The sequence below is a fragment of the Pseudomonas sp. R84 genome, assembly GCF_009834515.1.
In the GTDB taxonomy this organism is placed as follows: Bacteria; Pseudomonadota; Gammaproteobacteria; order Pseudomonadales; family Pseudomonadaceae; genus Aquipseudomonas.
Window position 1 is genome coordinate 124,376 of the sequence record NZ_CP019426.1, and the last position, 26,477, is coordinate 150,852.

The 26,477-nt window shown below is 56.8% G+C and carries 18 protein-coding genes, 2 tRNA genes and 4 rRNA genes; 9 read left to right on the top strand and 15 right to left on the bottom strand.

Annotated elements, in window-relative coordinates:
* Window positions 1-67: 67 nt before the first annotated feature.
* From PspR84_RS00610 to PspR84_RS00660, 11 genes are all read right to left on the bottom strand, one after another.
* Complete coding sequence (locus PspR84_RS00610) at window positions 68-2,029, bottom strand: DUF4105 domain-containing protein (RefSeq protein ID WP_160054573.1); 1,962 nt, start codon at window positions 2,027-2,029, stop codon at window positions 68-70.
* Complete coding sequence (locus PspR84_RS00615; protein WP_007911662.1) at window positions 2,026-2,346, bottom strand: DUF2388 domain-containing protein; 321 nt, start codon at window positions 2,344-2,346, stop codon at window positions 2,026-2,028. The genes PspR84_RS00610 and PspR84_RS00615 overlap by 4 nt, the downstream gene beginning before the upstream one ends.
* A gap of 43 nt (window positions 2,347-2,389) precedes the next feature.
* Entirely contained in the window at window positions 2,390-2,707 is a 318-nt protein-coding gene (locus PspR84_RS00620; protein ID WP_077575231.1) for a DUF2388 domain-containing protein, read from the bottom strand.
* A gap of 107 nt (window positions 2,708-2,814) precedes the next feature.
* Window positions 2,815-3,132, bottom strand: coding sequence for a DUF2388 domain-containing protein (locus PspR84_RS00625; RefSeq protein WP_007911658.1), 318 nt, complete (start codon window positions 3,130-3,132; stop codon window positions 2,815-2,817).
* A 135-nt stretch (window positions 3,133-3,267) separates the two neighbouring features.
* Window positions 3,268-3,477 (bottom strand): DUF1127 domain-containing protein, encoded by a 210-nt coding sequence (locus PspR84_RS00630; protein ID WP_160054575.1) that lies wholly within the window; start codon window positions 3,475-3,477, stop codon window positions 3,268-3,270.
* A gap of 257 nt (window positions 3,478-3,734) precedes the next feature.
* Entirely contained in the window at window positions 3,735-3,950 is a 216-nt protein-coding gene (locus PspR84_RS00635; protein WP_007911656.1) for a DUF1127 domain-containing protein, read from the bottom strand.
* 321 nt (window positions 3,951-4,271) lie between these two features.
* On the bottom strand, window positions 4,272-5,765 hold the full coding sequence (locus PspR84_RS00640; protein WP_123593397.1) for an acetyl-CoA hydrolase/transferase family protein: 1,494 nt from the start codon (window positions 5,763-5,765) through the stop codon (window positions 4,272-4,274).
* A gap of 215 nt (window positions 5,766-5,980) precedes the next feature.
* The gene (locus PspR84_RS00645) at window positions 5,981-7,414 is read right to left on the bottom strand and encodes an NAD(P)(+) transhydrogenase (Re/Si-specific) subunit beta (protein ID WP_160054577.1); all 1,434 of its coding nucleotides are present in this window, start codon (window positions 7,412-7,414) and stop codon (window positions 5,981-5,983) included.
* Entirely contained in the window at window positions 7,414-7,734 is a 321-nt protein-coding gene (locus PspR84_RS00650; protein WP_003187417.1) for an NAD(P) transhydrogenase subunit alpha, read from the bottom strand. The genes PspR84_RS00645 and PspR84_RS00650 overlap by 1 nt, the downstream gene beginning before the upstream one ends.
* Before the next feature lie 15 nt (window positions 7,735-7,749).
* Window positions 7,750-8,871 carry a Re/Si-specific NAD(P)(+) transhydrogenase subunit alpha gene (locus PspR84_RS00655; RefSeq protein ID WP_160054579.1) on the bottom strand — a complete coding sequence of 374 codons (1,122 nt, stop codon included), beginning with the start codon at window positions 8,869-8,871 and terminating at the stop codon, window positions 7,750-7,752.
* Window positions 8,872-9,305: 434 nt separating this feature from the next.
* The gene (locus PspR84_RS00660) at window positions 9,306-10,205 is read right to left on the bottom strand and encodes a LysR family transcriptional regulator (protein WP_160054582.1); all 900 of its coding nucleotides are present in this window, start codon (window positions 10,203-10,205) and stop codon (window positions 9,306-9,308) included.
* Between the two features lie 158 nt (window positions 10,206-10,363).
* Between PspR84_RS00660 and PspR84_RS00665 the strand changes: the two genes are divergently transcribed.
* The 8 genes from PspR84_RS00665 (at window position 10,364) to rrf (PspR84_RS00700) (ending at window position 18,810) form a co-directional block, all read left to right on the top strand.
* Window positions 10,364-11,545: an acyl-CoA dehydrogenase gene (locus tag PspR84_RS00665; RefSeq protein WP_007953903.1), complete on the top strand. Its 1,182-nt coding sequence runs from the start codon at window positions 10,364-10,366 to the stop codon at window positions 11,543-11,545.
* A 13-nt stretch (window positions 11,546-11,558) separates the two neighbouring features.
* Entirely contained in the window at window positions 11,559-12,779 is a 1,221-nt protein-coding gene (locus PspR84_RS00670; protein ID WP_160054584.1) for a CaiB/BaiF CoA-transferase family protein, read from the top strand.
* 587 nt (window positions 12,780-13,366) lie between these two features.
* A 16S ribosomal RNA gene (locus PspR84_RS00675) occupies window positions 13,367-14,903 on the top strand.
* 123 nt (window positions 14,904-15,026) lie between these two features.
* Window positions 15,027-15,103, top strand: a tRNA-Ile gene (locus tag PspR84_RS00680).
* Between the two features lie 10 nt (window positions 15,104-15,113).
* Window positions 15,114-15,189: transfer RNA gene (locus tag PspR84_RS00685), tRNA-Ala, on the top strand.
* Between the two features lie 234 nt (window positions 15,190-15,423).
* Window positions 15,424-18,317 (top strand): 23S ribosomal RNA (locus PspR84_RS00690).
* Window positions 18,318-18,473: 156 nt separating this feature from the next.
* Window positions 18,474-18,589 (top strand): 5S ribosomal RNA (gene rrf / locus PspR84_RS00695).
* A 105-nt stretch (window positions 18,590-18,694) separates the two neighbouring features.
* Window positions 18,695-18,810, top strand: a 5S ribosomal RNA gene (gene rrf, locus PspR84_RS00700).
* Together the 16S, 23S and 5S rRNA genes with 2 tRNA genes alongside form the textbook arrangement of a ribosomal RNA operon.
* 72 nt (window positions 18,811-18,882) lie before the next feature.
* Here rrf (PspR84_RS00700) and PspR84_RS00705 read toward each other — a convergent pair.
* From PspR84_RS00705 to PspR84_RS00720, 4 genes are all read right to left on the bottom strand, one after another.
* Complete coding sequence (locus PspR84_RS00705) at window positions 18,883-20,061, bottom strand: PepSY domain-containing protein (RefSeq protein ID WP_160054586.1); 1,179 nt, start codon at window positions 20,059-20,061, stop codon at window positions 18,883-18,885.
* 78 nt (window positions 20,062-20,139) lie between these two features.
* Window positions 20,140-22,644: a TonB-dependent siderophore receptor gene (locus PspR84_RS00710; RefSeq protein ID WP_160054588.1), complete on the bottom strand. Its 2,505-nt coding sequence runs from the start codon at window positions 22,642-22,644 to the stop codon at window positions 20,140-20,142.
* 87 nt (window positions 22,645-22,731) lie between these two features.
* The gene (locus PspR84_RS00715) at window positions 22,732-23,733 is read right to left on the bottom strand and encodes a FecR family protein (RefSeq protein ID WP_160054590.1); all 1,002 of its coding nucleotides are present in this window, start codon (window positions 23,731-23,733) and stop codon (window positions 22,732-22,734) included.
* Window positions 23,733-24,233: a sigma-70 family RNA polymerase sigma factor gene (locus PspR84_RS00720; protein WP_160054592.1), complete on the bottom strand. Its 501-nt coding sequence runs from the start codon at window positions 24,231-24,233 to the stop codon at window positions 23,733-23,735. The genes PspR84_RS00715 and PspR84_RS00720 overlap by 1 nt, the downstream gene beginning before the upstream one ends.
* Window positions 24,234-24,537: 304 nt before the next feature.
* On the opposite strand from PspR84_RS00720, the gene PspR84_RS00725 reads away from it, so the two are divergent.
* On the top strand, window positions 24,538-26,418 hold the full coding sequence (locus tag PspR84_RS00725) for a methyl-accepting chemotaxis protein (RefSeq protein WP_034151784.1): 1,881 nt from the start codon (window positions 24,538-24,540) through the stop codon (window positions 26,416-26,418).
* Window positions 26,419-26,477: the final 59 nt, after the last annotated feature.

Consider the following 26,477-nt stretch of genomic DNA (forward strand, 5'->3'; position numbering starts at 1 on the left):
GATCGCAGCCTGCGGCAGCTCCTACATGGGATTGTGTAGGAGCTGCCGCAGGCTGCGATCTTTTGCTTCAGGGCAGTTCCAGGCCCCCAGAGGCTTTGTGCAATTTGCGCAGATGCGCGCCGATCTGCTTCACATTCTCCTCACTGGCGGCAATCTCCGCAGCACGCTTGGGTTCCAGCAACTTACGTACTTCTGCGTCCAGATCACCCGACAGGGCCAGCAGCTTCTTCTGTCGCTGACTGCTCTCCGCTTCGAGTCGAGTGAACTCGGTCGGCTGTGGCAATCCGTAACCCTTGGAATCGAGCAATTCCGCCGGACGACTAAGGAATCCGCTGTTGGCGAGAATCTCCTGCAACGTCGCGTTGGCCTTGTCCATGCCGCCGTTTTCCAGCTCGCGCGCACCGAGGTAACGCTGCTTGACCTCGTCTTGTGCCAGCAGCAACTGGCGCCGATAACTGGCCTGCTCCAACAGCAGCAGTGCGGCGCTGGTGCGCAAGTCGGCGCGCTCGAACCACTCACGGCGTTCTTCGGCTGTCAGCGAAAGCCATTCTTCAACGGTGTTCTGCTTGATCGGCAATTGCTTCTTCAGCACATCGAACATCGCCTGATAGCGATCGCGGAACGAGTCGAAGCGGTAACCCAGACGCAACGCTTCTTTCGGATCATCCAGCACGCTGGTGTCCGCCAGGCCACGGCCCTTCATCACCTCCAGCAAACCGTTGGGCATGATGCTGTCCAGACCCACGAACTGGTTGTTGTTACTGCCGCTGCGCAACAGCTTCAGGCCTTCCACCGCACAGTTGTTGGAGAGGAAGAAGTAGTTGCCGTCGTAGCTCCAGTGCATTTCGGCCGCATGCTCGACTACGCCTTCGATCTCGTCCCGTGACAGGTTCAGCGGCACTGAGGCGAGGCTGCGCAGTTCGGTCTTGGTGTATTCGTCGATGACCTGCGCGAGCGGCAACACGAACAGGCGCGACGGGTATTTGCCGACCAGTCCGTCCCAGCTCGACAGCTGCACATCACCGACAAAGGCGCGGTAGGACAACACCAGATGCTGATCCAGATCGAGCCGGCAATCCGGGCCACGTGGACGGCCGGGTGCGCAAATCACCAGACGCAACATGCTGTGGCCCCAGCGGCTGACCCAGTTCTGATTGGCCTCGGCCAGCAGATAGTCGACGGCATAGACCCGTTCCGGATCAACTTGCCCCAATGGCTGTTTGGCGAAGTCGTTGCCAGCATTGAGGAAGGAGAAGGTCTTGCTGCAGGTATCTTTGGCCGGCGGTGCCCAGCCGAAGTGTTGCTGGTAATAGCGATACAGCGCCGGGCGGCGGCAGGCGTAGCTCGGGTCGAGGAGGAAATACTCCATGTTGACCGCGACGAACTCCTTGGGACTGGAGATTTCGTACAGGTCCGGGCTGCGAGCGATTTGCCGGTTGTGTTGTTCACGTTCACCACGACGACCGACGTATTGCTGCCAACCAGCGAGGTCGAGCAGGCGCGGATCATCGCTGAGGGTGAAGCGCCGGCCATTCTGGCCACGGCATTCGTCGGGAATGCCGATCAGCCCGGCGCTGTTGAAACGTCGGGTGCAGCGCTGGATCAGCGTGCGCTCGGCGTCCGGCCACAAGCGCGCACGATCGTAAATGTGGGTGATCTCATGCAGCACCGTGGCGAGCAGTTCCTGGCGCACAGTGCCGTGGGGGCGATTGGTTTTTTCTTTGGCTGCGCTGCCATCGGTGAGGCCCGCAAGCAGTTTGCGATTCAGATCGAGTTCGGAAACCAGCGTGGCCTGGCCATAGGCATTGCCGGGCATGTCATCGGTCCAGCCGACATCGATACGCCGATCCAGCCGCTCGATAAAACTCGGCGGCAGCTTTTGCATCGCCTCATCGATCAGCGCCTGGCTGGCCTGTTGTTGGGCGGGGCTCAGACCGTCGGTCTTGAGCCGCAATTGCAGGCCGGCGTGGGCGCTGTTGCCAAGTAGCAACAACGCCCCGGCAAGCAGCCAGGCGCCGATTGACTTCACAGTGCGAGGATGGCTTCGGCGAGAACCTGATCGCTGGCGTCACGCGCTTCCGGCACACGAGTGCGCAGGGTGTTCAGCGCTGCTTCCAGATGCGCGCCGCGGATATCGCCGTTGGTGGCGACAAAACTGGCAGCGTCATCGTGGGCTTCGCGGATGATTTTCGAGTCGCGAATCGACGTGGTGGTGTCGGAAGTGAAATCGATGGTGCGCTGGGAGGCACGAACGATGATGTTACTGGTGGCTACCAGGGTGTGCGCCTGGGCCACATCGGCCAACAAAAACAGGCCAAGGGCGGCAGCAATCAGCGGGCTACGCATGGAACGACTCCGGAGGGGCAAGGATAACTGGGGAACAGGATAACTATTGGACGAGAATTGCCTCTGCCAGTTCAAGGTCACTGACATGAAGTTTCGGCCGGGTTTTGCGCAAGTAATGCAGCGCGGATTCCAGACGAGCACCTCGCCATTCACCGTCACTGGCAACAAACGCGGCGGCATCATCGTGGGCCGCGAGCAGTAGTTTACGGTCGAAAGGTGCGGAAGACACCATGCTGGTGGCGTAACCGCTGACGACGGTGCCTTGGGTCGATGCGTTGAAAGCATCAAAGGCATTAACCGGCGCCGTCCAGCAGGCGGTGAACAATACGGAGGGAATCAGTAGATTTGGAAGAAAGCGCATCGGACTCGGTAATTTTTAGTGAGCCCAAAGGCTAGCGCAATGCCCGGGCCAGAGCCAGCGCCGAAACATCGGGACACGACCGGCGTGTCCCGATTGGTACCTGGCGCTTAGATCGTCAGGATGGCCTGCGCCAGTTGTGCGTCAGTAGCTTGCAGCTGTGGCGCCTGATGACGGATGTGATCCAGTGCGCTTTCCAGTTTCACGCCACGGATTTCGCCTTCGCTGGCCACGAAGCTGGCAGCGTCGTCACGGGCGGCAAGGACAATTTTGTCATCACGGAACGACGACGTGACGTCGGAGGTGGCGTCGGAAGAGGATTTCAGAGCGCCGACAACGGCGTCGGTGGTCACGATGAAGCTGGTGGCGCTGGCGTTGGCAGCCACGGCCAGCAGGGCGGCGGCACTGAGCAGACGAAGACGGGACATGGTGTAACTCCTGTGGATAAACCGTATTGAGAGGTGGCTCGGTATCTGAGGAGTCAGACGCCAGTGACACAGCATTCGCCACGTTCTGCGTGGATATTAGGCCTGCTTTGCGGGATTCGCACAGTGGGCAGAGTGCTAGCGCCAGAAGGGTTTATCCAGCTCATGGAGGCGATCGGCGTGGCTGAGGCCAAGATCGGCGAGATCCCGACCGTCGAGCTGGGACAGCAAGCGCCGCGTCCTGGCGCGCTCCAAGAACTCCCACAGGCTGCGAAACAAGCGCCGTAGAGCATTGGGGCGAGCAACCAGCAGGCTCGAAGTTTCTGAAACATCCTGTAAGTCTTTCATGGCGTATTCCTTTTACCGGTGAAGGCGGAAGGTCATGTTGAGCGTGTGACAGACAAAGATGCAGATACACTAGCGCTAAATTGTACTGGTTAAGATTTAGAAAAATTAAAACTGTATCTGTATGAGCAGTAGACAGCTGTATTGAGACTTTCGAGAACCTGAAACGACAAAACCCGTCGCGGTTTCCCGCGACGGGTTTTGTTTGTTCAATTCGGGTTGCTGGCGGTGGGTCTAACGACCAGAGCCAGCGACGCTACTTAGCGCCAGAACGGCTTGCTCAGCTCTTCGTAGCGTTGTGCTTCGCTGATACCGGCATCAGCCAGCAGACGCGAATCCAGACGAGCCAGTTGATGGCGGCTGGAGATGCGGCGCTGCCACAACATCAGGTTGGCGATAACGCGCAGAGGCAGGGAAGCCTGGGTGTTTACAGCTTTGTCTTCGAAGAACAGTTCGGAACTGAGTGTACGTTCCATGGTTGACATCCTTCCGCTTGTGGCGGGATCAGGTAGTGGTTTGACTGGTGCCCATGATCCTCTCGTTTGCCTAGTCTCTCTAGATACAGTTCAACTGTATTGTGAGTGACCAGTTAACTGTTTATAGGGGGTGTACGGGTCAAATTTGAGCAAACTGTACCTGTCCGCACTCAAGTGGTGCGTTTTTGCTCGATTCAAGGAAAAGGGTAGGTAAATGCTGTAGGAAAAGACCGGTACAGAAGTACAGTTTTTGTCAGTCTTGAGGGTTGGAACAATCCGCTGACGCAAACTGTGTTTGCATCAGCGGTTTATCTGTGTGAACTACACCGCCAGCATGCGTCCGGTTTCTTCCAGATTCATGTGCCAGCTCAAGGCTTCACGCAGGATGTGCGGGGTGTGACCACCAATTGCACAGGCCTTCGTGAAGTAATCATTCAGTGCCTGACGGAAGTCCGGGTGAACACAGTTATCGATGATCACTCGCGCACGCTCCCGTGGCGCCAGGCCGCGAAGGTCCGCCAACCCCACCTCGGTCACCAGAATGTCGACGTCATGCTCGGTGTGGTCAACGTGGCTGACCATCGGCACCACGCTGGAAATCGCGCCGCCCTTGGCGATCGACTTGGTCACGAACACCGCCAGATGCGCGTTACGCGCGAAGTCACCGGAACCGCCAATGCCGTTCATCATTCGCGTGCCGCAAACGTGGGTGGAGTTGACGTTGCCATAGATGTCGAACTCCAGCGCCGTGTTGATGCCGATGATGCCCAGGCGCCGCACGACTTCCGGGTGGTTGGAGATCTCCTGCGGACGCAGTACCAGTTTGTCCTTGTACTTCTCCAGATTGCCGAACACGTCGCTGTTGCGGCGCTCCGACAACGTGATCGAGCTGCCCGACGCAAAACTCAGCTTGCCGGCGTCGATCAGGTCGAAGGTCGAGTCCTGCAGCACTTCGGAGTACATGGTCAAATCTTCGAACGGCGAATCGATCAGGCCACACATCACCGCGTTGGCGATGTTGCCGATCCCCGCCTGCAACGGGCCGAGCTTGTTGGTCATGCGCCCGGCGTCGACTTCCTGCTTGAAGAAGGTGATCAGGTGATCGGCGATGGCATTGGTGTCGACATCCGGCGACGACACGGTGGACGGCGAATCCGCCTGCTGGGTGATGACGATGGCGACAATCTTCTCCGGCGGAATCGGAATCGCCGTGCTGCCGATGCGGTCGTCGACTTTTACCAGCGGGATCGGCGTGCGCGTCGGGCGGTAGGTCGGGATATAGATGTCGTGCAGGCCTTCGAGGTTGGCGTTGTGCGCCAGGTTGATCTCGACGATCACCTGTTTGGCGAAAATCGCGAAGCTTGCCGAGTTGCCCACCGACGTGGTCGGCACAATGTGACCTTGCTCGGTGATGGCCACGGCTTCGATGACCGCGATGTCCGGCAGTTTCAGTTGCTGGTTGCGCAGCTGCTCTACGGTTTCCGACAGATGCTGGTCGATGAACATCACCTGCCCGGCGTTGATCGCTTTGCGCAAGGTGCTGTCGACCTGGAATGGCATGCGTCGCGACAGTACGCCGGCTTCGGTCAATTGCTTGTCGAGGTCATTGCCCAGGCTGGCGCCAGTCATCAGGCTGATCTTCAGCGGCGTGACCTTGGCGCGCTCGGCCAATGCGTGGGGAACGGCTTTGGCTTCGCCGGCGCGGGTGAAACCGCTCATGCCGACGGTCATGCCGTCCTCAATCAGAGCGGCGGCGTCGGCAGCGCTCATCACTTTGTCCAACAACGAAGGCAGGCGAATACGGTCACGGTACATGGATTATTATCTCGGGCAACGAGTAGCAGGATGCGCAGTCTAGTGAATTTGACGGGCGCCTGTCCCGCTACCAAGGTCGCAAACGAGGCGTCTATTTAGCGGGTTTCAAGTAAAACACCGTTACTGGATCTGCAACAACGCGGCAAATTGTCAGACGTGTTGCGCAAGCAAAAACGCCCCGACGAGTCGGGGCGTTCGGTATCGCAGTGGGGGTGTTACTCGACCGCTTTGACCATGTCTTCGATGACTTTCTTCGCGTCGCCGAAGACCATCATGGTCTTGTCCAGGTAGAACAGTTCGTTGTCCAGACCGGCATAGCCGCTGGCCATCGAGCGTTTGTTGACGATGATGGTCTTGGCCTTGAACGCTTCGAGAATCGGCATGCCGGCAATCGGCGACTTCGGATCGTTCTTCGCGGCCGGGTTGACCACGTCGTTCGCGCCGAGCACCAGCACCACGTCGGCCTGGCCGAACTCGGAGTTGATGTCTTCCATCTCGAACACCTGGTCGTAAGGCACTTCGGCCTCGGCGAGCAGCACGTTCATGTGCCCCGGCATACGGCCGGCAACCGGGTGAATCGCGTACTTCACGGTCACGCCACGGTGGGTCAGCTTCTCGGTCAGTTCCTTCAGCGCGTGCTGTGCACGGGCTACCGCCAAGCCGTAACCCGGCACGATGATCACGGTATCGGCGTTGGTTAGCAGGAAGGTTGCGTCGTCAGCCGAACCGGATTTCACCGGACGCGCTTCTTTCGCACCGGCAGGACCTGCGTCGGCCGTGTTGCCGAAACCGCCGAGCAGTACATTAAAGAAGGAACGGTTCATCGCCTTGCACATGATGTACGAGAGGATCGCGCCGCTCGAACCCACCAGGGAACCGGCAATGATCAGCATCGAGTTGTTCAGCGAGAATCCGATACCTGCCGCCGCCCAGCCGGAATAGCTGTTGAGCATCGACACCACTACCGGCATGTCGGCACCGCCAATCGGGATGATGATCAGCACGCCCATCACGAACGCCAACGCCAGCATCAGTGCGAACGCGGTGAGGTTGCCGGTGAACATGAAAGTCAGGCCGAGTGCCAGCGTGGCCAGACCCAGCACTGCATTCAATTTGTGCTGACCGGTGAACTGTACCGGTGCGCCCTGGAACAGACGGAACTTGTACTTGCCCGACAGCTTGCCGAACGCAATCACCGAACCGGAGAAGGTGATCGCACCGATGGCCGCACCGAGGAACAGCTCCAGACGGTTGCCTGTCGGGATCGAGTCGCCCAGCTGTTTAACAATGCCCAATGACTGCGGCTCAACCACCGCAGCGATGGCGATGAACACGGCCGCGAGGCCGATCATGCTGTGCATGAAGGCGACCAGTTCCGGCATCTTGGTCATTTCAACGCGTTTGGCCATGATCGAACCGGCGGTGCCGCCGACCAACAAGCCAACGATGACATAACCGATACCGGCAGTCGCGAGCTCGGCACCGAGCTTATAGATGAGGCCGACGGTGGTGATGATCGCCAACGCCATGCCGAGCATGCCGAACAGGTTGCCGCGCCGCGAGGTGGTCGGGTGCGACAGGCCTTTGAGGGCCTGGATAAAGCAGATCGACGCGATCAGGTAGAGCGTCGTGACGAGATTCATGCTCATTACTTCGGCGCCTCTTCTTTTACTTTCGGGGCTTTCTTCTTGAACATCTCAAGCATGCGGCGGGTGACCAGGAAGCCACCGAACACGTTGACCGCCGCCAGTGCCACGGCGAGGGTGCCCATGGTTTTGCCCAGCGGGGTAACGGTCAGTGCGGCCGCGAGCATGGCGCCGACGATCACGATCGCCGAGATGGCGTTGGTTACCGCCATCAACGGCGTGTGCAGCGCAGGTGTAACGTTCCAGACCACGTGGTAGCCGACATAAATCGCCAGCACGAAGATGATCAGGTTGTAGATACCGGGGGAGATAAGCTCTTCCATCGTCTGAATCCCTGCTTAGGCGTTTTTGCGGATGACTTGGCCGTCGCGGCACATCAGGCACGCGGCGACGATGTCGTCTTCGAGGTTGACGTCGAACTGGCCTTCTTTGGTGAAGACCAGCTTGAGGAAGTCCAGCAGGTTGCGTGCGTACAGTGCCGAGGCGTCTGCGGCGACTTCACCGGCCAGATTGGTTGGGCCACAGATGGTCACGCCATTCTCGACGACGACTTGGTCTGCCACGGTCAGTGGGCAGTTGCCGCCCTGAGCCGCTGCGAGGTCGATGACCACCGAACCCGGTTTCATCTGCGCCACGGTGTCCGCGCTCAACAGCGTCGGTGCCTTGCGGCCCGGAATCAGCGCGGTGGTGATGACGATGTCGGCCTGCTTGGCGCGTTCGTGTACGGCCTGAGCCTGACGCTGCATCCAGCTTGCCGGCATTGGCCGCGCGTAACCGCCGACACCGACGGCGCATTCACGCTCTTCATCGGTCTCGTAAGGCACGTCGACGAACTTCGCACCGAGGGATTCGATCTGCTCTTTTACCGCCGGACGCACGTCGGACGCTTCGATCACCGCACCCAGACGTTTCGCCGTGGCGATCGCCTGCAACCCGGCAACACCGGCGCCGAGAATCAGCACACGCGCCGCTTTCACGGTACCCGCAGCGGTCATCAGCATCGGCATAAAACGTGGGTAGTGGTGAGCAGCCAGCAACACAGCCTTATAGCCGGCAATGTTCGCCTGCGACGACAACACATCGAGACTCTGCGCGCGCGAGGTGCGCGGCGCCGCTTCAAGGGCGAATGCGGTAATCCCGCACTCGGCCATCTTCGCGATGGTTTCGTTGTTGAACGGGTTGAGCATGCCCACCAGCACCGTACCGCGCTTGATCAGCGTCAGTTCGACATCGCTCGGGGCGACCACTTTGAGAATCAGCTCGGCGCCAAACGCGTCATTGGCACTGCCAATGGTTGCGCCTGCCGCTTCATAGGCACTGTCGACCACACTGGCTTTTACGCCGGCGCCGGTTTGCACAGTGACCTTATGACCTTGGCTGATCAGCTTTTTAATGGTTTCCGGGGTTGCAGCAACCCGTGTTTCACCGGTCTGGGTTTCGAGAGGAACACCAATGTGCACGTCAAATCTCCTGCGTGATCTTATTGAGTAAACCCATGCACTACGGATGGTGCGACTGGGGCGGCCGATCAGCACGATCCCGCCAAATCAGGGCGGGGCGCGGCATTTTGCAGGCGAACTTTATGCCCTTCAAGGGATTATGACGGGTGACGGAAAATTAACTACAAGTCATGCCGTGACCGAATGTCGCAGATGGCCAGCTGAATCCCTTGCAGGCCTTGCCTTGCAAGGATTCTGGCCGATTATGGAAAAATTTCTCATCGGTGACGTGAATAGGCATCAATGCGTCGCCGATGGAGGCTCAAAGCCACGTCGTCAGGCGCTTGTGGGACGTCTGTACGACTTTCGGATACAGTCTGTGCAATTGCGACAAATACTTATATCTGTAGGGCTTTTTATTTCCTGACTACGGGGTTAGATATCGCCGATAGCCTTTATCCTTCTAAGCTGTAGCTCTGCGCCTGAGTTACCAACCAGTCACGAAATGCCTTCAATGACGCTGATTCGACCTTTCGTTCGGGAATCATCAGGTAATAGGCCTTGATGCTGGAGAGTGCCTGCGGGTTGGCAATCACCAAGCGTTTTTCGGCCAGTTCACGCTGGATCAGGAACGGTGGAATCAGCGCAATGCCCATGTCGTGCATGGCGGCCTGGGCGAGCATGGAGAATAGCTCGTAGCGTGGACCTGTCATGTCGCGGGGGATATTCAGGTGTTGTGAGTTGAACCATTGGCGCCAGGCATAAGGGCGGGTGGTCTGCTGCAACAAAGGTAGCTCGGCGATTGCCTCGGCTGTCAGATGTGTCTTGTCACCGAGGAGGACCGGGCTGCACACCGGCATCGGATTCTCGCCCATCAGTCTGTGGGATTCGGTACCGGACCAGTCGGCATCGCCGAAGTAGATCGCGGCATCGAACTCAGTATCGGCAAACAGGAAGGGGCGAGTGCGATTGGTCAGGTTGACGGTGACCTCCGGGTGTTTGAGCTGGAAATCCTTGAGCCGTGGCAGCAGCCATTGCGTGCCGAAGGTTGGCACCACAGCCAGTTCGATCACGTTGGTGCCTTGCTGGCCCATTACCGAGAGGGTGTCGCGCTCGACCGCATCGAGTTGCGTGGCGACGCGGCGGCTGTAGGAAAGTCCCGCCTCGGTCAGTTTCACGCCACGTCGCGAGCGTCGGAACAGTTCCACGCTGAGGAACTCCTCTAGGCTGGCGATCTGTCGGCAAATGGCGCCCTGGGTGAGGGAAAGTTCTTCAGCGGCGCGGGTAAAGCTCTCGTGACGCGCGGCGGCCTCGAAACTGATCAGCGCTGTGGTGCTGGGGATCTTCCTGCGCATGTACATCAACCTCACTAATGCGCCGCATAAAAGGCATTTCACGACGTTTCGGAGTGAGAAATTAGCACAACAGAATGCGAAATCCTCGTTTGCCGCGACCGCGAACCGCGCCTAGGATCAATACCACGTTAATTCACCCGATTTGCGAGGACACACTCATGGGCGGTAAAGCTAGCTTCAACTGGATCGATCCCCTGCTGCTGGATCAACAGCTCACCGAAGAAGAGCGCATGATCCGCGACACCGCCGAGCAGTTCGCTCAACAGAGCCTCGCACCGCGTGTTCTCGAAGCTTTCCGTCATGAGAAAACCGATCCGGCGATCTTCCGCGAGATGGGCGAAGTCGGCCTGTTGGGCGCGACCATCCCTGAGCAATATGGTGGCAGCGGTCTGAACTATGTCAGCTACGGTCTGATTGCTCGCGAAGTGGAGCGTGTCGACTCCGGCTACCGCTCGATGATGAGCGTGCAGTCCTCCTTGGTCATGGTGCCGATCAACGAGTTCGGTACCGAAGCACAGAAACAGAAATACCTGCCGAAACTGGCTTCCGGCGAGTGGATCGGCTGCTTCGGCCTGACCGAGCCAAACCACGGTTCCGATCCGGGCGCGATGATTACCCGTGCACGTAAAGTCGACGGCGGCTACAGCCTGACCGGCGCGAAGATGTGGATCACCAACAGCCCGATCGCCGATGTGTTCGTGGTCTGGGCCAAAGACGATGCTGGCGACATCCGTGGTTTCGTACTGGAGAAGGGCTGGAAAGGCCTCAGCGCTCCAGCGATTCACGGCAAGGTCGGCCTGCGTGCGTCGATCACCGGTGAGATCGTCATGGATAACGTGTTCGTGCCGGAAGAGAACATTTTCCCGGACGTGCGTGGTCTGAAAGGTCCATTCACCTGCCTCAACTCTGCACGCTACGGCATCTCTTGGGGCGCACTGGGCGCTGCCGAATTCTGCTGGCACACCGCCCGCCAATACACACTGGATCGCCAGCAGTTCGGTCGCCCGTTGGCCGCCACTCAGTTGATCCAGAAGAAGCTGGCGGACATGCAGACTGAAATCACACTGGCCCTGCAAGGCTGCCTGCGTCTGGGTCGCATGAAGGACGAAGGTACCGCTGCGGTCGAAATCACTTCGATCATGAAGCGCAACTCCTGCGGCAAGTCGCTGGACATCGCCCGTATGGCGCGCGACATGCTCGGCGGCAACGGTATCTCCGATGAGTTCGGTGTGGCCCGTCATCTGGTCAACCTGGAAGTGGTGAATACCTATGAAGGGACTCACGACGTTCACGCGCTGATCCTGGGGCGTGCGCAAACCGGCCTGCAAGCGTTCTATTAATAGGAGAGCGACCATGGGCGCGCTGTCGCATCTGCGGGTACTGGATTTATCGCGCGTGTTGGCCGGGCCGTGGGCCGGGCAGATCCTCGCCGACCTTGGCGCTGAGGTGATCAAGGTCGAGCGTCCGGGCAATGGTGACGACACTCGTGCCTGGGGACCGCCCTTCCTTAAAGACGCTTATGGTGAGAACACCTCGGAAGCGGCTTATTACCTGTCGGCCAACCGCAACAAGCAATCGGTGACCATCGACTTCACCCGCCCTGAGGGTCAGAAGCTGGTGCGCGAGTTGGCGGCCAAGTCGGACATCCTCATCGAGAACTTCAAGGTCGGTGGTCTGGCGGCTTATGGGCTGGACTATGAGTCGCTGAAGGCGATCAATCCGAACCTGATCTATTGCTCGATTACCGGGTTCGGCCAGACCGGGCCTTATGCCAAGCGTGCTGGCTATGACTTCATGATTCAGGGGCTGGGAGGGTTGATGAGCCTGACCGGTCGTCCCGAGGGTGATGAAGGTGCCGGCCCGGTGAAGGTGGGTGTGGCGTTGACGGATATCCTCACCGGTCTGTATTCGACGGTGGCGATTCTGGCGGCGCTGGCTCATCGCGATCACGACGGTGGTGGTCAGCACATCGATATGGCGTTGCTGGATGTGCAGGTTGCGTGTCTGGCTAACCAAGCGATGAATTACCTGACGACGGGCAACCCGCCGAAGCGTCTGGGCAATGCGCATCCGAACATCGTGCCTTATCAGGACTTTCCTACGGCCGACGGCGATTTCATTCTCACCGTGGGTAATGACGGGCAATTCCGCAAGTTTGCCGAAGTGGCCGGGCAGCCGCAGTGGGCTGACGATCCGCGGTTTGCTACTAATAAGCTGCGAGTAGCGAATCGGGCGGTGTTGATTCCGCTGATTCGCCAGGCGACGGTATTCAAGACGACTGCCGAGTGGGTTGCCGAGTTGGAGCAGGCGGGCGTGCCTTGTGGGCCGATCAATGATCTGTCGCAGGTGTTTGACGATCCGCAGGTGAAGGCGCGTGGTCTGGCGATAGCGTTGCCGCATGCGTTGGCGGGAATGGTGCCCCAAGTAGCTAGCCCGATTCGTCTTTCGCAGACACCGGTTGAATATCGCCGAGCGCCTCCTTTATTGGGTGAGCATACGCTGGAGGTTCTACAGAGTGTGCTGGGCCTGGGGGCGGGTGCGGTGGCTGAATTGAAGGCGGCTGGGGTGCTCTGACGATCCCTTCTATATAGAAGGGATCGTGCTTTCTCGCTATACGTCGAGGTTTCTGGTCGATTTTTAACCAATCTGCAAGTGATTGAAGGAAAAGCGAAATTAACGGTTGACGGCAGATTTCAGGTGTCTATAATTCGCCCCACTTCCGGCGCAGTCGAAACGGAAAACTCCTTGAGATTCAATGAGTTATGCAGGTTTCGGCAGCAGGTTGCTTCAGTTCATCGAAGCCAAAAGGAAGTTGAAAAAGAGGTGTTGACAGCAGCGTGTAACGCTGTAGAATTCGCCTCCCGCTGACGAGAGATCGGAGGCGCAAGTGGTTGAAGTTGTTGAAGAAATCTTCGAAAACTTCTGAAAATAATCACTTGACAGCAAATGAGGCTGCTGTAGAATGCGCGCCTCGGTTGAGACGAAAGATCTTAACCAACCGCTCTTTAACAACTGAATCAAGCAATTCGTGTGGGTGCTTGTGGAGTCAGACTGATAGTCAACAAGATTATCAGCATCACAAGTTACTCCGCGAGAAATCAAAGATGTAACCAACGATTGCTGAGCCAAGTTTAGGGTTTCTTAAAAACCCAAAGATGTTTGAACTGAAGAGTTTGATCATGGCTCAGATTGAACGCTGGCGGCAGGCCTAACACATGCAAGTCGAGCGGATGAGAGGAGCTTGCTCCTGGATTCAGCGGCGGACGGGTGAGTAATGCCTAGGAATCTGCCTGGTAGTGGGGGACAACGTTTCGAAAGGAACGCTAATACCGCATACGTCCTACGGGAGAAAGCAGGGGACCTTCGGGCCTTGCGCTATCAGATGAGCCTAGGTCGGATTAGCTAGTTGGTGAGGTAATGGCTCACCAAGGCGACGATCCGTAACTGGTCTGAGAGGATGATCAGTCACACTGGAACTGAGACACGGTCCAGACTCCTACGGGAGGCAGCAGTGGGGAATATTGGACAATGGGCGAAAGCCTGATCCAGCCATGCCGCGTGTGTGAAGAAGGTCTTCGGATTGTAAAGCACTTTAAGTTGGGAGGAAGGGTTGTAGATTAATACTCTGCAATTTTGACGTTACCGACAGAATAAGCACCGGCTAACTCTGTGCCAGCAGCCGCGGTAATACAGAGGGTGCAAGCGTTAATCGGAATTACTGGGCGTAAAGCGCGCGTAGGTGGTTCGTTAAGTTGGATGTGAAATCCCCGGGCTCAACCTGGGAACTGCATTCAAAACTGTCGAGCTAGAGTATGGTAGAGGGTGGTGGAATTTCCTGTGTAGCGGTGAAATGCGTAGATATAGGAAGGAACACCAGTGGCGAAGGCGACCACCTGGACTGATACTGACACTGAGGTGCGAAAGCGTGGGGAGCAAACAGGATTAGATACCCTGGTAGTCCACGCCGTAAACGATGTCAACTAGCCGTTGGGAGCCTTGAGCTCTTAGTGGCGCAGCTAACGCATTAAGTTGACCGCCTGGGGAGTACGGCCGCAAGGTTAAAACTCAAATGAATTGACGGGGGCCCGCACAAGCGGTGGAGCATGTGGTTTAATTCGAAGCAACGCGAAGAACCTTACCAGGCCTTGACATCCAATGAACTTTCCAGAGATGGATTGGTGCCTTCGGGAGCATTGAGACAGGTGCTGCATGGCTGTCGTCAGCTCGTGTCGTGAGATGTTGGGTTAAGTCCCGTAACGAGCGCAACCCTTGTCCTTAGTTACCAGCACGTTATGGTGGGCACTCTAAGGAGACTGCCGGTGACAAACCGGAGGAAGGTGGGGATGACGTCAAGTCATCATGGCCCTTACGGCCTGGGCTACACACGTGCTACAATGGTCGGTACAAAGGGTTGCCAAGCCGCGAGGTGGAGCTAATCCCATAAAACCGATCGTAGTCCGGATCGCAGTCTGCAACTCGACTGCGTGAAGTCGGAATCGCTAGTAATCGTGAATCAGAATGTCACGGTGAATACGTTCCCGGGCCTTGTACACACCGCCCGTCACACCATGGGAGTGGGTTGCACCAGAAGTAGCTAGTCTAACCTTCGGGAGGACGGTTACCACGGTGTGATTCATGACTGGGGTGAAGTCGTAACAAGGTAGCCGTAGGGGAACCTGCGGCTGGATCACCTCCTTAATCGACGACATCAGCTGCTCCATAAGTTCCCACACGAATTGCTTGATTCATTGAAGAAGACGATAGAAGCAGCTTTAAGCTCCAAGCTGATAGCTCCAAGCTAACAGTTACGCGCTCGAAATTGGGTCTGTAGCTCAGTTGGTTAGAGCGCACCCCTGATAAGGGTGAGGTCGGCAGTTCGAATCTGCCCAGACCCACCAATTTTGTTATGGGGCCATAGCTCAGCTGGGAGAGCGCCTGCCTTGCACGCAGGAGGTCAACGGTTCGATCCCGTTTGGCTCCACCATATAACTGCTTCTGAAAGCTTAGAAATGAGTATTCCATTGAGAATATTGATTTCTAGTCTTTTGATTAGATCGTTCTTTAAAAATTTGGGTATGTGATAGAAAGATAGACTGAACGTTACTTTCACTGGTAACGGATCAGGCTAAGGTAAAATTTGTGAGTTCTCTTAGTTGAGAAATTCGAATTTTCGGCGAATGTCGTCTTCACAGTATAACCAGATTGCTTGGGGTTATATGGTCAAGTGAAGAAGCGCATACGGTGGATGCCTTGGCAGTCAGAGGCGATGAAAGACGTGGTAGCCTGCGAAAAGCTTCGGGGAGTCGGCAAACAGACTTTGATCCGGAGATGTCTGAATGGGGGAACCCAGCCATCATAAGATGGTTATCTTGTACTGAATACATAGGTGCAAGAGGCGAACCAGGGGAACTGAAACATCTAAGTACCCTGAGGAAAAGAAATCAACCGAGATTCCCTTAGTAGTGGCGAGCGAACGGGGACTAGCCCTTAAGTGGCTTTGAGATTAGCGGAACGCTCTGGAAAGTGCGGCCATAGTGGGTGATAGCCCTGTACGCGAAAATCTCTTAGTCATGAAATCGAGTAGGACGGAGCACGAGAAACTTTGTCTGAATATGGGGGGACCATCCTCCAAGGCTAAATACTACTGACTGACCGATAGTGAACTAGTACCGTGAGGGAAAGGCGAAAAGAACCCCGGAGAGGGGAGTGAAATAGATCCTGAAACCGTATGCGTACAAGCAGTGGGAGCCCACTTTGTTGGGTGACTGCGTACCTTTTGTATAATGGGTCAGCGACTTATTTTCAGTGGCGAGCTTAACCGAATAGGGGAGGCGTAGCGAAAGCGAGTCTTAATAGGGCGTCTAGTCGCTGGGAATAGACCCGAAACCGGGCGATCTATCCATGGGCAGGTTGAAGGTTGGGTAACACTAACTGGAGGACCGAACCGACTACCGTTGAAAAGTTAGCGGATGACCTGTGGATCGGAGTGAAAGGCTAATCAAGCTCGGAGATAGCTGGTTCTCCTCGAAAGCTATTTAGGTAGCGCCTCATGTATCACTGTAGGGGGTAGAGCACTGTTTCGGCTAGGGGGTCATCCCGACTTACCAAACCGATGCAAACTCCGAATACCTACAAGTGCCGAGCATGGGAGACACACGGCGGGTGCTAACGTCCGTCGTGAAAAGGGAAACAACCCAGACCGTCAGCTAAGGTCCCAAAGTTATGGTTAAGTGGGAAACGATGTGGGAAGGCTTAGACAGCTAGGAGGTTGGCTTAGAAGCAGCCACCCTTTAAAGAAAGCGTAATAGCTCACTAGTCGAGTCGGCCTGCGCGGAAGATGTAACGGGGCTCAAACCATACACCGAAGCTACGGGTATCATCTTCGGATGATGCGGTAGAGGAGCGTTCTGTAAGCCTGTGAAGGTGAGTTGAGAAGCTTGCTGGAGGTATCAGAAGTGCGAATGCTGACATGAGTAACGACAATGGGTGTGAAAAACACCCACGCCGAAAGACCAAGGTTTCCTGCGCAACGTTAATCGACGCAGGGTTAGTCGGTCCCTAAGGCGAGGCTGAAAAGCGTAGTCGATGGAAAACAGGTTAATATTCCTGTACTTCTGGTTATTGCGATGGAGGGACGGAGAAGGCTAGGCCAGCTTGGCGTTGGTTGTCCAAGTTTAAGGTGGTAGGCTGAGATCTTAGGTAAATCCGGGATCTTAAGGCCGAGAGCTGATGACGAGTGTTCTTTTAGAACACGAAGTGGTTGATGCCATGCTTCCAAGAAAAGCTTCTAAGCTTCAGGTAACCAGGAACCGTACCCCAAACCGACACAGGTGGTTGGGTAGAGAATACCAAGGCGCTTGAGAGAACTCGGGTGAAGGAACTAGGCAAAATGGCACCGTAACTTCGGGAGAAGGTGCGCCGGTGAGGGTGAAGGACTTGCTCCGTAAGCTCATGCCGGTCGAAGATACCAGGCCGCTGCGACTGTTTATTAAAAACACAGCACTCTGCAAACACGAAAGTGGACGTATAGGGTGTGACGCCTGCCCGGTGCCGGAAGGTTAATTGATGGGGTTAGCTAACGCGAAGCTCTTGATCGAAGCCCCGGTAAACGGCGGCCGTAACTATAACGGTCCTAAGGTAGCGAAATTCCTTGTCGGGTAAGTTCCGACCTGCACGAATGGCGTAACGATGGCGGCGCTGTCTCCACCCGAGACTCAGTGAAATTGAAATCGCTGTGAAGATGCAGTGTATCCGCGGCTAGACGGAAAGACCCCGTGAACCTTTACTATAGCTTTGCACTGGACTTTGAATTTGCTTGTGTAGGATAGGTGGGAGGCTTTGAAGCGTGGACGCCAGTTCGCGTGGAGCCATCCTTGAAATACCACCCTGGCAACTTTGAGGTTCTAACTCAGGTCCGTTATCCGGATCGAGGACAGTGTATGGTGGGTAGTTTGACTGGGGCGGTCTCCTCCTAAAGAGTAACGGAGGAGTACGAAGGTGCGCTCAGACCGGTCGGAAATCGGTCGTAGAGTATAAAGGCAAAAGCGCGCTTGACTGCGAGACAGACACGTCGAGCAGGTACGAAAGTAGGTCTTAGTGATCCGGTGGTTCTGTATGGAAGGGCCATCGCTCAACGGATAAAAGGTACTCCGGGGATAACAGGCTGATACCGCCCAAGAGTTCATATCGACGGCGGTGTTTGGCACCTCGATGTCGGCTCATCACATCCTGGGGCTGAAGCCGGTCCCAAGGGTATGGCTGTTCGCCATTTAAAGTGGTACGCGAGCTGGGTTTAGAACGTCGTGAGACAGTTCGGTCCCTATCTGCCGTGGACGTTTGAGATTTGAGAGGGGCTGCTCCTAGTACGAGAGGACCGGAGTGGACGAACCTCTGGTGTTCCGGTTGTCACGCCAGTGGCATTGCCGGGTAGCTATGTTCGGGAAAGATAACCGCTGAAAGCATCTAAGCGGGAAACTTGCCTCAAGATGAGATCTCACTGGAACCTTGAGTTCCCTGAAGGGCCGTCGAAGACTACGACGTTGATAGGTTGGGTGTGTAAGCGCTGTGAGGCGTTGAGCTAACCAATACTAATTGCCCGTGAGGCTTGACCATATAACACCCAAGCAATTTGCGAACTCGAGAGAGACCAGATTGCGGTGTGTGAAGACGAAACGAGCCGAAAGTTCGATGTTCACAAAACACCGAAAGCTGTCACATACCCAATTTGCTGAAGCGAGGCCACAAGGCCACGACTCAGTACCCGAATTTCTTGACGACCATAGAGCGTTGGAACCACCTGATCCCATCCCGAACTCAGCAGTGAAACGATGCATCGCCGATGGTAGTGTGGGGTTTCCCCATGTGAGAGTAGGTCATCGTCAAGATTAAATTCCAAAACCCCAATTGCGAAAGCAGTTGGGGTTTTGTTTTAGTAGAAACATCCGTTTTTGCTGGCTTGTTACCGTGTTGACGGGCCAGATACAGAATTTCTTGACGACCATAGAGCGTTGGAACCACCTGATCCCATCCCGAACTCAGCAGTGAAACGATGCATCGCCGATGGTAGTGTGGGGTTTCCCCATGTGAGAGTAGGTCATCGTCAAGATTGAATTCCGAAACCCCTGTCTGCTAACGCAGACAGGGGTTTTGTCATTTCAGCGCCTGCAAAAACCAATCATCAAACTGCTTTGCGTGCCTTGCTGATACGTCGAGCCTGCCATTTTCGCCACCAGATGTAGACGCCAGTCGCTGACAGTCCTGCAATTAAAACACCTAACACCGCGATCATTACCTGCCCGGTCACACCAATGATCCGTCCACCATGTATCGGGAGCTGCAACCGATAAAACTGCTCTCCCAACGTTCCCCGCCCTGCAATCTCCTGCCCTAACAAGCGCCCGTCCGTACCGTGAAAGAACAACCAGGATTTACCATGGGCTTCAGTGTCGTGCTGCCCAAATCCAGCGCCGTAGAAGTTGTACTCAAAGCTGTAATACAACTCCCCGATCGCAGCAGTCAGTCCTAACCTTTTCCCCTCCTGTAGTGCCCTTTCGTACGCTTGCTGATAACTCAACTGCGTCACCCCAAGATCACCAACAGGCATTCGCCCTCGAGCCTCATAGACGCTCGGCTCAATCGGCGAAAACAGCGACACCGCAGGCTTGAACACCTGGCTCGGTAAGTTCATCGCTACGCTGCTGATGGCGATCGGCAACAACAACAGCCACAACCACAATCCCCCCGCACGATGCAGATCGAAGTTCAGCCGGTAGGCATGCCCACCCTTGACCTTCCAGGCCGTCGACCACTTCTTCCAGAATGGCTTTCCTCTCGGTAATGTCAGCCATAGCGCCACAAAACAATCGATCACCCAGGCAACGGCCACCAACCCCATCAGCCACAATCCCCAGTTCCCCGGCAATGTCAGGTTGTAGTGAAACTCAAGGATGAACGGGACAAAATTCTTCCGTTCAAAACAGCACTCCCCCCAATAACGCTGACCCGTCTGCTCAGCGCTCACCGGGTCCAGATAAAACACCTGATTACGTTCGTCGAATGGCTTACCCGTCGCCGGATCATTACGTGGAACTGCCGCCAGTAAAGCGGTATGCCCCGCCTCATGCGGATACTCCATGTACCAGACCTGCAGCTTCGGATGCGCAGATTGCACCGCATCAACCAATTCACCCGGCGGCAGTCTAGAGCCCTGCGCAGAGGCAGCATAAAACTCCGGGTTCAACCATTCATCCAACTCATGGTTGAACGCCAGAATGCTTCCAGTAATCCCGGCCAACAGCAAAAACACTGCGGTAGCCAAACCGATATATCGATGCAACAACACCAAAAACGCACGCATTGGAATTTCCCCCCAGAAACGACAAAGCCAGCCCCTGAACATTCAGGGGCTGGCTTTTTTATGCACAGGACCAAAGGCTTAGAACTGGTAGCTGACCGTCGCCGCCACGTTGCGCTCTTCACCCATGTAGCAGAAGTTCAGGCTCGCGCAGGAAGCGACGTAGGACTCGTTGGTCAGGTTGTTCGCATTCAGACGCACATCGACGCCCTTCAAGCCGACCTTGCCCAAGTCATAGCCAATCGAGGCATCGAACAGCGTGTAGGAAGGCACCTTCAGGGTGTTTTCCGCATCGGCCCAGCTGTAGCCGACATAACGCACGCCGCCGCCCAGTCGCAGGCCATCGAGTGCCGCGCTGTCGAACTTGTAGTCCGCCCACAACGACGCCATATGACGTGGCGCTTGCGTCGGTGAGTTGCCTTTGTTCTCAATCACGTCGGTCGGGGTGCTCAACGTACTGACCATCGACTTCGAGTATTCGATATCGGTGAAGGTGTAGCTGCCAAGGACTTTGAGGTTATCGGTCAGCTGCATGTGCGCTTCCAGCTCAAGACCTTGGGAGCGCACAGCACCCACCGCGCGATAGAAGTTTTCCTGCGGCAGTTTGGTCGCCAGGTTCTCCTGATCAATGCGAAACAGCGAGGCGGTGAACAGGTTATCAGTGCCCGGCGGCTGATACTTCAAACCGACTTCCCACTGTGTGCCGTCGGTAGGTGCCAGCGGATTACCGGCGCTGTCGGCATAGGAGTTCGGGTTGAACGACTCCGAGTAACTGATGTACGGCGCCAAGCCGTTATCAAACAGGTACAACGCACCGGCACGGCCAGTGAGCTTGGTGCGGCGATCATTGATCTCTGTGCCAACCGGACGTCCGGCTTCAGCGATACGGTTTTCGTCCGAAGTCTCGACCCAGTCCTGGCGCAGACCCAGCGAGAAACGCCACTTGTCCATCTCGATCAAGTCTTGCAGGTAAACCCCGGTCTGTTCCAGACGGCGCAGGTAACTGGTCTCGCCATACATGTCGATCGCCGAGTTGCCATACACCGGATTGAAAGCATTGATCGGCGTGAGTCCGCCACTGGTCCAGTCGACCACGGTTTTACGCCGCTGATAATCCGCGCCCATCAGCACCGTGTGTTTGGTCGCACCGGTAAAAAATTCCGCCTGGAGCATGTTATCGACGATAAACGCATGCAGACGCTCGTCCCCGCCGGTGTAATAGCGGTTCAGCTCGTTGCTGCTCGGCGAGGTCCAGCCATAGGCGTAGACCTGATCCATGTTCACTTTGGAATCGAGGTAACGGAAGTTCTGGCGTGCGGTGAAGACATCGTTGAAGCGATGTTCGAATTGATACCCGAACGACTGCTGATCGCGCGAGTAACCATCAACGCCTGGCTCACCTTCGAAGAAGTGCGGCGAGATGCGGTTGCCATTGCGCTGATGAATCGTGCCGTCGGCGGGCACACCACCGTGGTAACCGCCATCCGGATCGTGTTGCAGATAAGCCTGCAGGGTCAGCGAAGTGTCTTCACTGAAATCGATACTCAGCGTGGGTGCGAGGGCGAAGCGTTTTTCCTTGTTGTGGTCGAATTGCGTGTCGGACTGATCCGTTAACCCGGTCAGACGATAGGCGATACGCTTGTCGTCATCGACCGGGCCGCTGAAATCAAAACCGACTCCACGCTGACCCTGCGTCCCGACCGTGGCTTGCACCTGATGGTAAGCCTCATAAAGCGGTTTCTTGCTGGTCAGCGCCACCAGGCCGCCGGGCGAACTGCGGCCATACAGCACCGACGACGGTCCCTTGAGAATGTCCACGCGCTCAAGGAAATACGGGTCGACCTGCATGGTGCTGTAAGTACCGCTGTCGCCCATCGACTTGAGGCCATCGAGATAGATGTTGTCCACCGAGCCATCGTTGAAACCGCGCATCGCTACATAGTCATAGCGATGAGTCGCGCCATACGGATTGGTCAGCACGCCCGGGATGTAACGCATTGCCTGCGAGACAGTCTGCGAGCCTTGGTCATCCATTTGCTCGCGAGTGACCACCGATACGCTTTGCGAGGTTTCCAGCAACGCGGTACTGGTCTTGGTGGCGATCTGGCTGTGAGTGGCGTTGTAGCCATCCATGCTGCCCAAAGCGTTGCCGAGGGCGAAGCCTTTGATGTCGGTGGTAGGCAGGGCCAGTGCTTCGGTCTCAGCCAATGGGCGCAGGATGTAACTGCTGCCGTCCTGACTAACCGCTTCCATACCGGAGCCACCGAGCAAATGGCTCAACGCCTGATCGGTCGAATATTCACCCTGTACGCCCAGCGATTGCCGGCCCTGAGTTTGCTGCGGGGTCATCGACAACGTGATGCCAGCCTGACGGGCAAACTGATTCAGCGCCTCACCGAGAGGGCCCGCAGCCACGTTGTAGCGGTGGCTGACTTCACTGCCAGCGGGAGCCGCCGCCATGCTTATTGCAGGCATCACACCAACGCCCAATGCAGTCGAAAACAGCGCCGCTCGAACGGCGTGGCGCAACAGGCCAGATTCGGCAATGAAATTCAGAGAGTTCTTACAGGTGGCGCGGACAGTCATTGTAGGTTTCCGTAGGCAGTCGCGAAGGCTGAGTTGAAGTGCTTACTGACTAAGCCGGACTTGCTGCAAAAACCCGCCAAAAAAATTTCAGACCGCACGTTCCAGAGTCACCCACCAGCGCGTGCGATAGCGCAATTGCACCGGCAACGTCTGCGGCAGAATCGCCAGCAGTTTGTCGGTGTCTTCCAGACGGAATACGCCGGACAGACGCAGCTCCGCCACTTGCGGCGCACAGTTCAGAAAGCCCTGCCGATAACGCGCGACTTCGGCGAGAAAGTCACCCAGACGCATATTGCGTGTGACGATCAAGCCATCGATCCAGGCGCCAGCGTCCATGTCCAGCGTCGGGGCCGGGCGGACCTGGTGATGGTCGATCAGATAACTCTGCCCGGCGAGTGCTTCTACCGAGGTGCCGCCGGAGTGGATGGCAACCTGGCCATGGGTGACGCTGAGCCGCGTGCAGTCATTGTCCTGACGCAGGATGAATCGGGCATCGACGGGCTCATAAGTCCCGTGACGATTTTGTACCCGCAGCGGCCGATCAGTCGGCGCGCCCTCGTCGGAGCCACCACACGTGACAATGATCTCGCCGCGAGTCAGTTTGATCAGGCGCTGTTGCGCCGTGTAATCCAGATCCACCGCGCTGGCCGTGTTCAACTCGATCCGGGTACCGTCCGGCAACTGGAAGGCGCGCCGCTCGCCCGTCGCCGTAGCGTAATCGGCGCTCCATTGCTGCCACGCGGCAGTGTCCTTGGCCAGCCAGGCGGCGGAACCCATCAGCAATGCGCCAGACAACAGCTTCAAAGCCTGCCGACGGCCAAGGCCTTGGGCACTGTTTTCCAAAGTATTGAACGCCACCTGCGCACCGGGTACTGCACGCAGATTGTTGCTCAATTCGGCTTGCAGCGACTGCACGCGTTGCCAGGCCAGTTCATGCTCGTGGTGTTCGGCACGCCATTGCTCACACTGGCGATTCAACCGCGAATTGCCATGGTTATTGCGCAAGCGCAACAGCCAATGGATGGCTTGTTTGACCACGTGTTGCTGTGGCTCGGCACGGCGACCGAGTGCGGTGTGATCTACAGGCATCAGCTTTCGTACCGCAGCACGTAGCAGTGATATAGCGCATCGGCGACGTAACGCTCAACTGAGCGCAACGACAGGCCCATCTGCTCGGCAATCTGCTTGTGGGTCAAACCTTCGCACTGCGCCAGCAGAAAGGCCTGACGCACTTTCGGCTTCAGTCCTTCAAGCATGCGCGCGATGTTTTCCAGCAGTTCGATCACCAGCGCCCGGGCTTCGGCACTAGGCGTCTCGGCTTCGGGCAAATGAGCAATGGTTTCCAGATAGGCCCGTTCGATTTCTTCGCGACGCCAATGGTCGATCACCAGCCCGCGAGCGATGGTCCGCAGGAAAGCGCGCGGCGCCTTGAGTTCGAGGCGTTCGGTGCGTTGCAGCAGACGCAGGAAAGTGTCCTGCGCGAGATCTGCCGCATCCGCCGCATTGCCCAGCCGTGCGCGCAGCCAAGCGTTAAGCCAGCCGTGATGACTACTGTAAAGCGCCTGTACTGCAAACTCAGGTGAGGACATGAACGCGGACGTCACAAATGATAATTAGTCGCATTGTCATGAAGGGTTACGGAATTTGCAACCGTCGCTCGAACATTGCTCCTGGAAAACACCTGGTCGAAAGCTCTGGCACGCCGTTCGGCGGGAATCCGGCAGAAATACCATCCATTTCCCGCTCAACCCTAAGATTTCTCCGACACGTGCCGACAGACTGGTGAGACATGCGTGCACCAAAGTAGAGCGGCCAGAAGAACGCTGCCTGCGCTGTACATGGAATGTTGCATCCGGAACGCATCCCCACTTTTCGCATAAGAAGTCCCATGAAATGAATCTCAAGTTCAGCCATAAAATCCTGTTGGCCGCCTCGGGCGTCGTGGTCCTGGCGTTCGCGCTGTTCACCCTCTACAACGACTACCTGCAGCGAAACACCATTCGCCAGAACCTCCAGTCCTCCGTACAGCAGGCCGGTGATCTGACCGCCAGCAGCGTGCAGAACTGGATGAGCGGGCGGATTCTGGTGCTGGAAAACCTCGCGCAGAATGTTGCGCATCAGGGCAAGGACGCGGATTTCCCGGGTCTGGTCGATCAACCGGCCTTCACCTCGAATTTCCAGTTCACCTACGTCGGTCAGGCCAACGGTGTGTTCACCCAGCGTCCTGACGCGAAGATGCCTGACGGCTATGACCCGCGTCAGCGCCCTTGGTACAAGCAAGCCGTGGTAGCTGACAAAACCATGCTGACGCCGCCGTACATGGCTGCTGTCGGCGGGCTGGTGGTGACCATTGCCATGCCGGTGAAAAAGAACGGCGAACTGCTCGGTGTGGTCGGTGGTGACCTGAGCCTGGAAACCCTGGTGAAGATCATCAACTCGGTGGACTTCGGTGGCCTGGGCCATGCGTTTCTGGTCAGCGCCGACGGTCAGGTGATCGTCAGCCCGGACAAAGACCAGGTCATGAAAAACCTGAAAGACATTTACCCGAACACCAGCGTGCGCATCGAAAAGGGCAACCAGAACGTCGTGCTTAACGGTCAGGAACGTATTCTGTCGTTCACTCCGGTCAGCGACCTGCCGAATGCGCAGTGGTACATCGGTCTGTCGATCGATCGCGACAAGGCCTACGCCGCACTGAGCCAATTCCGCACTTCGGCGTTGATCGCGATGTTTGTCGCCGTGGCCGCGATTGCCTTGCTGCTGAGCCTGTTGATCAACGTTCTGATGCGTCCGCTGACCACCATGGGCCGCGCGATGCAGGACATTGCTCAGGGCGAAGGCGACCTGACCCGTCGTCTGGTGGTTGAGAGCAAGGACGAATTCGGTGAGTTGGGCAGTGCGTTCAACCAGTTCGTTGAACGGATTCACGCGTCGATTTCCGAAGTGTCCTCGGCAACCCGTCATGTGCACGATTTGTCGCAACGGGTGATGGCGTCGTCCAACGCCTCGATCATCGGCTCCGACGAGCAAAGTGCACGCACCAACAGCGTCGCTGCGGCGATCAACGAACTGGGCGCTGCTACTCAGGAAATCGCCCGCAACGCTGCCGATGCTTCGCAACACGCCAGCGGCGCCAGCGAGCAGGCCGATGACGGTCGTCAGGTGGTCGAGCAGACGATTCAGGCAATGACCGAGTTGTCGCAGAAGATCAGCCTGTCGTGCACGCAGATCGAAACCCTGAACGCCAGCACCGACAACATCGGCCACATCCTCGATGTGATCAAAGGTATTTCGCAGCAAACCAACCTGCTGGCACTCAACGCTGCGATCGAAGCGGCGCGTGCCGGTGAAGCCGGACGTGGTTTTGCGGTGGTGGCGGATGAGGTGCGTAACCTCGCCCATCGCACTCAGGAATCGGCGGAAGAGATCCACAAGATGATCACTTCGCTGCAGATCGGTTCGCGCGAAGCGGTGACCACCATGAACGCTAGTCAGGCCTCCAGCGAGCAAAGCGTGGAAGTGGCCAATCAGGCAGGTTTGCGTCTGGTCAGCGTGACTCAGCGCATTGGTGAAATCGACGGTATGAACCAGTCGGTGGCAGCGGCCACTGAAGAGCAGACCGCCGTGGTGGAAACCCTCAACGTCGACGTTAACCAGATCAACCTTCTGAACCAGCAGAGCGTGGCCAACCTCAACGAGACGTTGAAGGATTGTGATGCGTTGTCGCAGCAGGCTAATCGCCTGAAGCAACTGGTCGACAGTTTCAAAATCTGATTTTCAGATTGAAGACCGCGTTATCGTTCTTCGCGAGCAGGCTCACTCCTACAAATTAA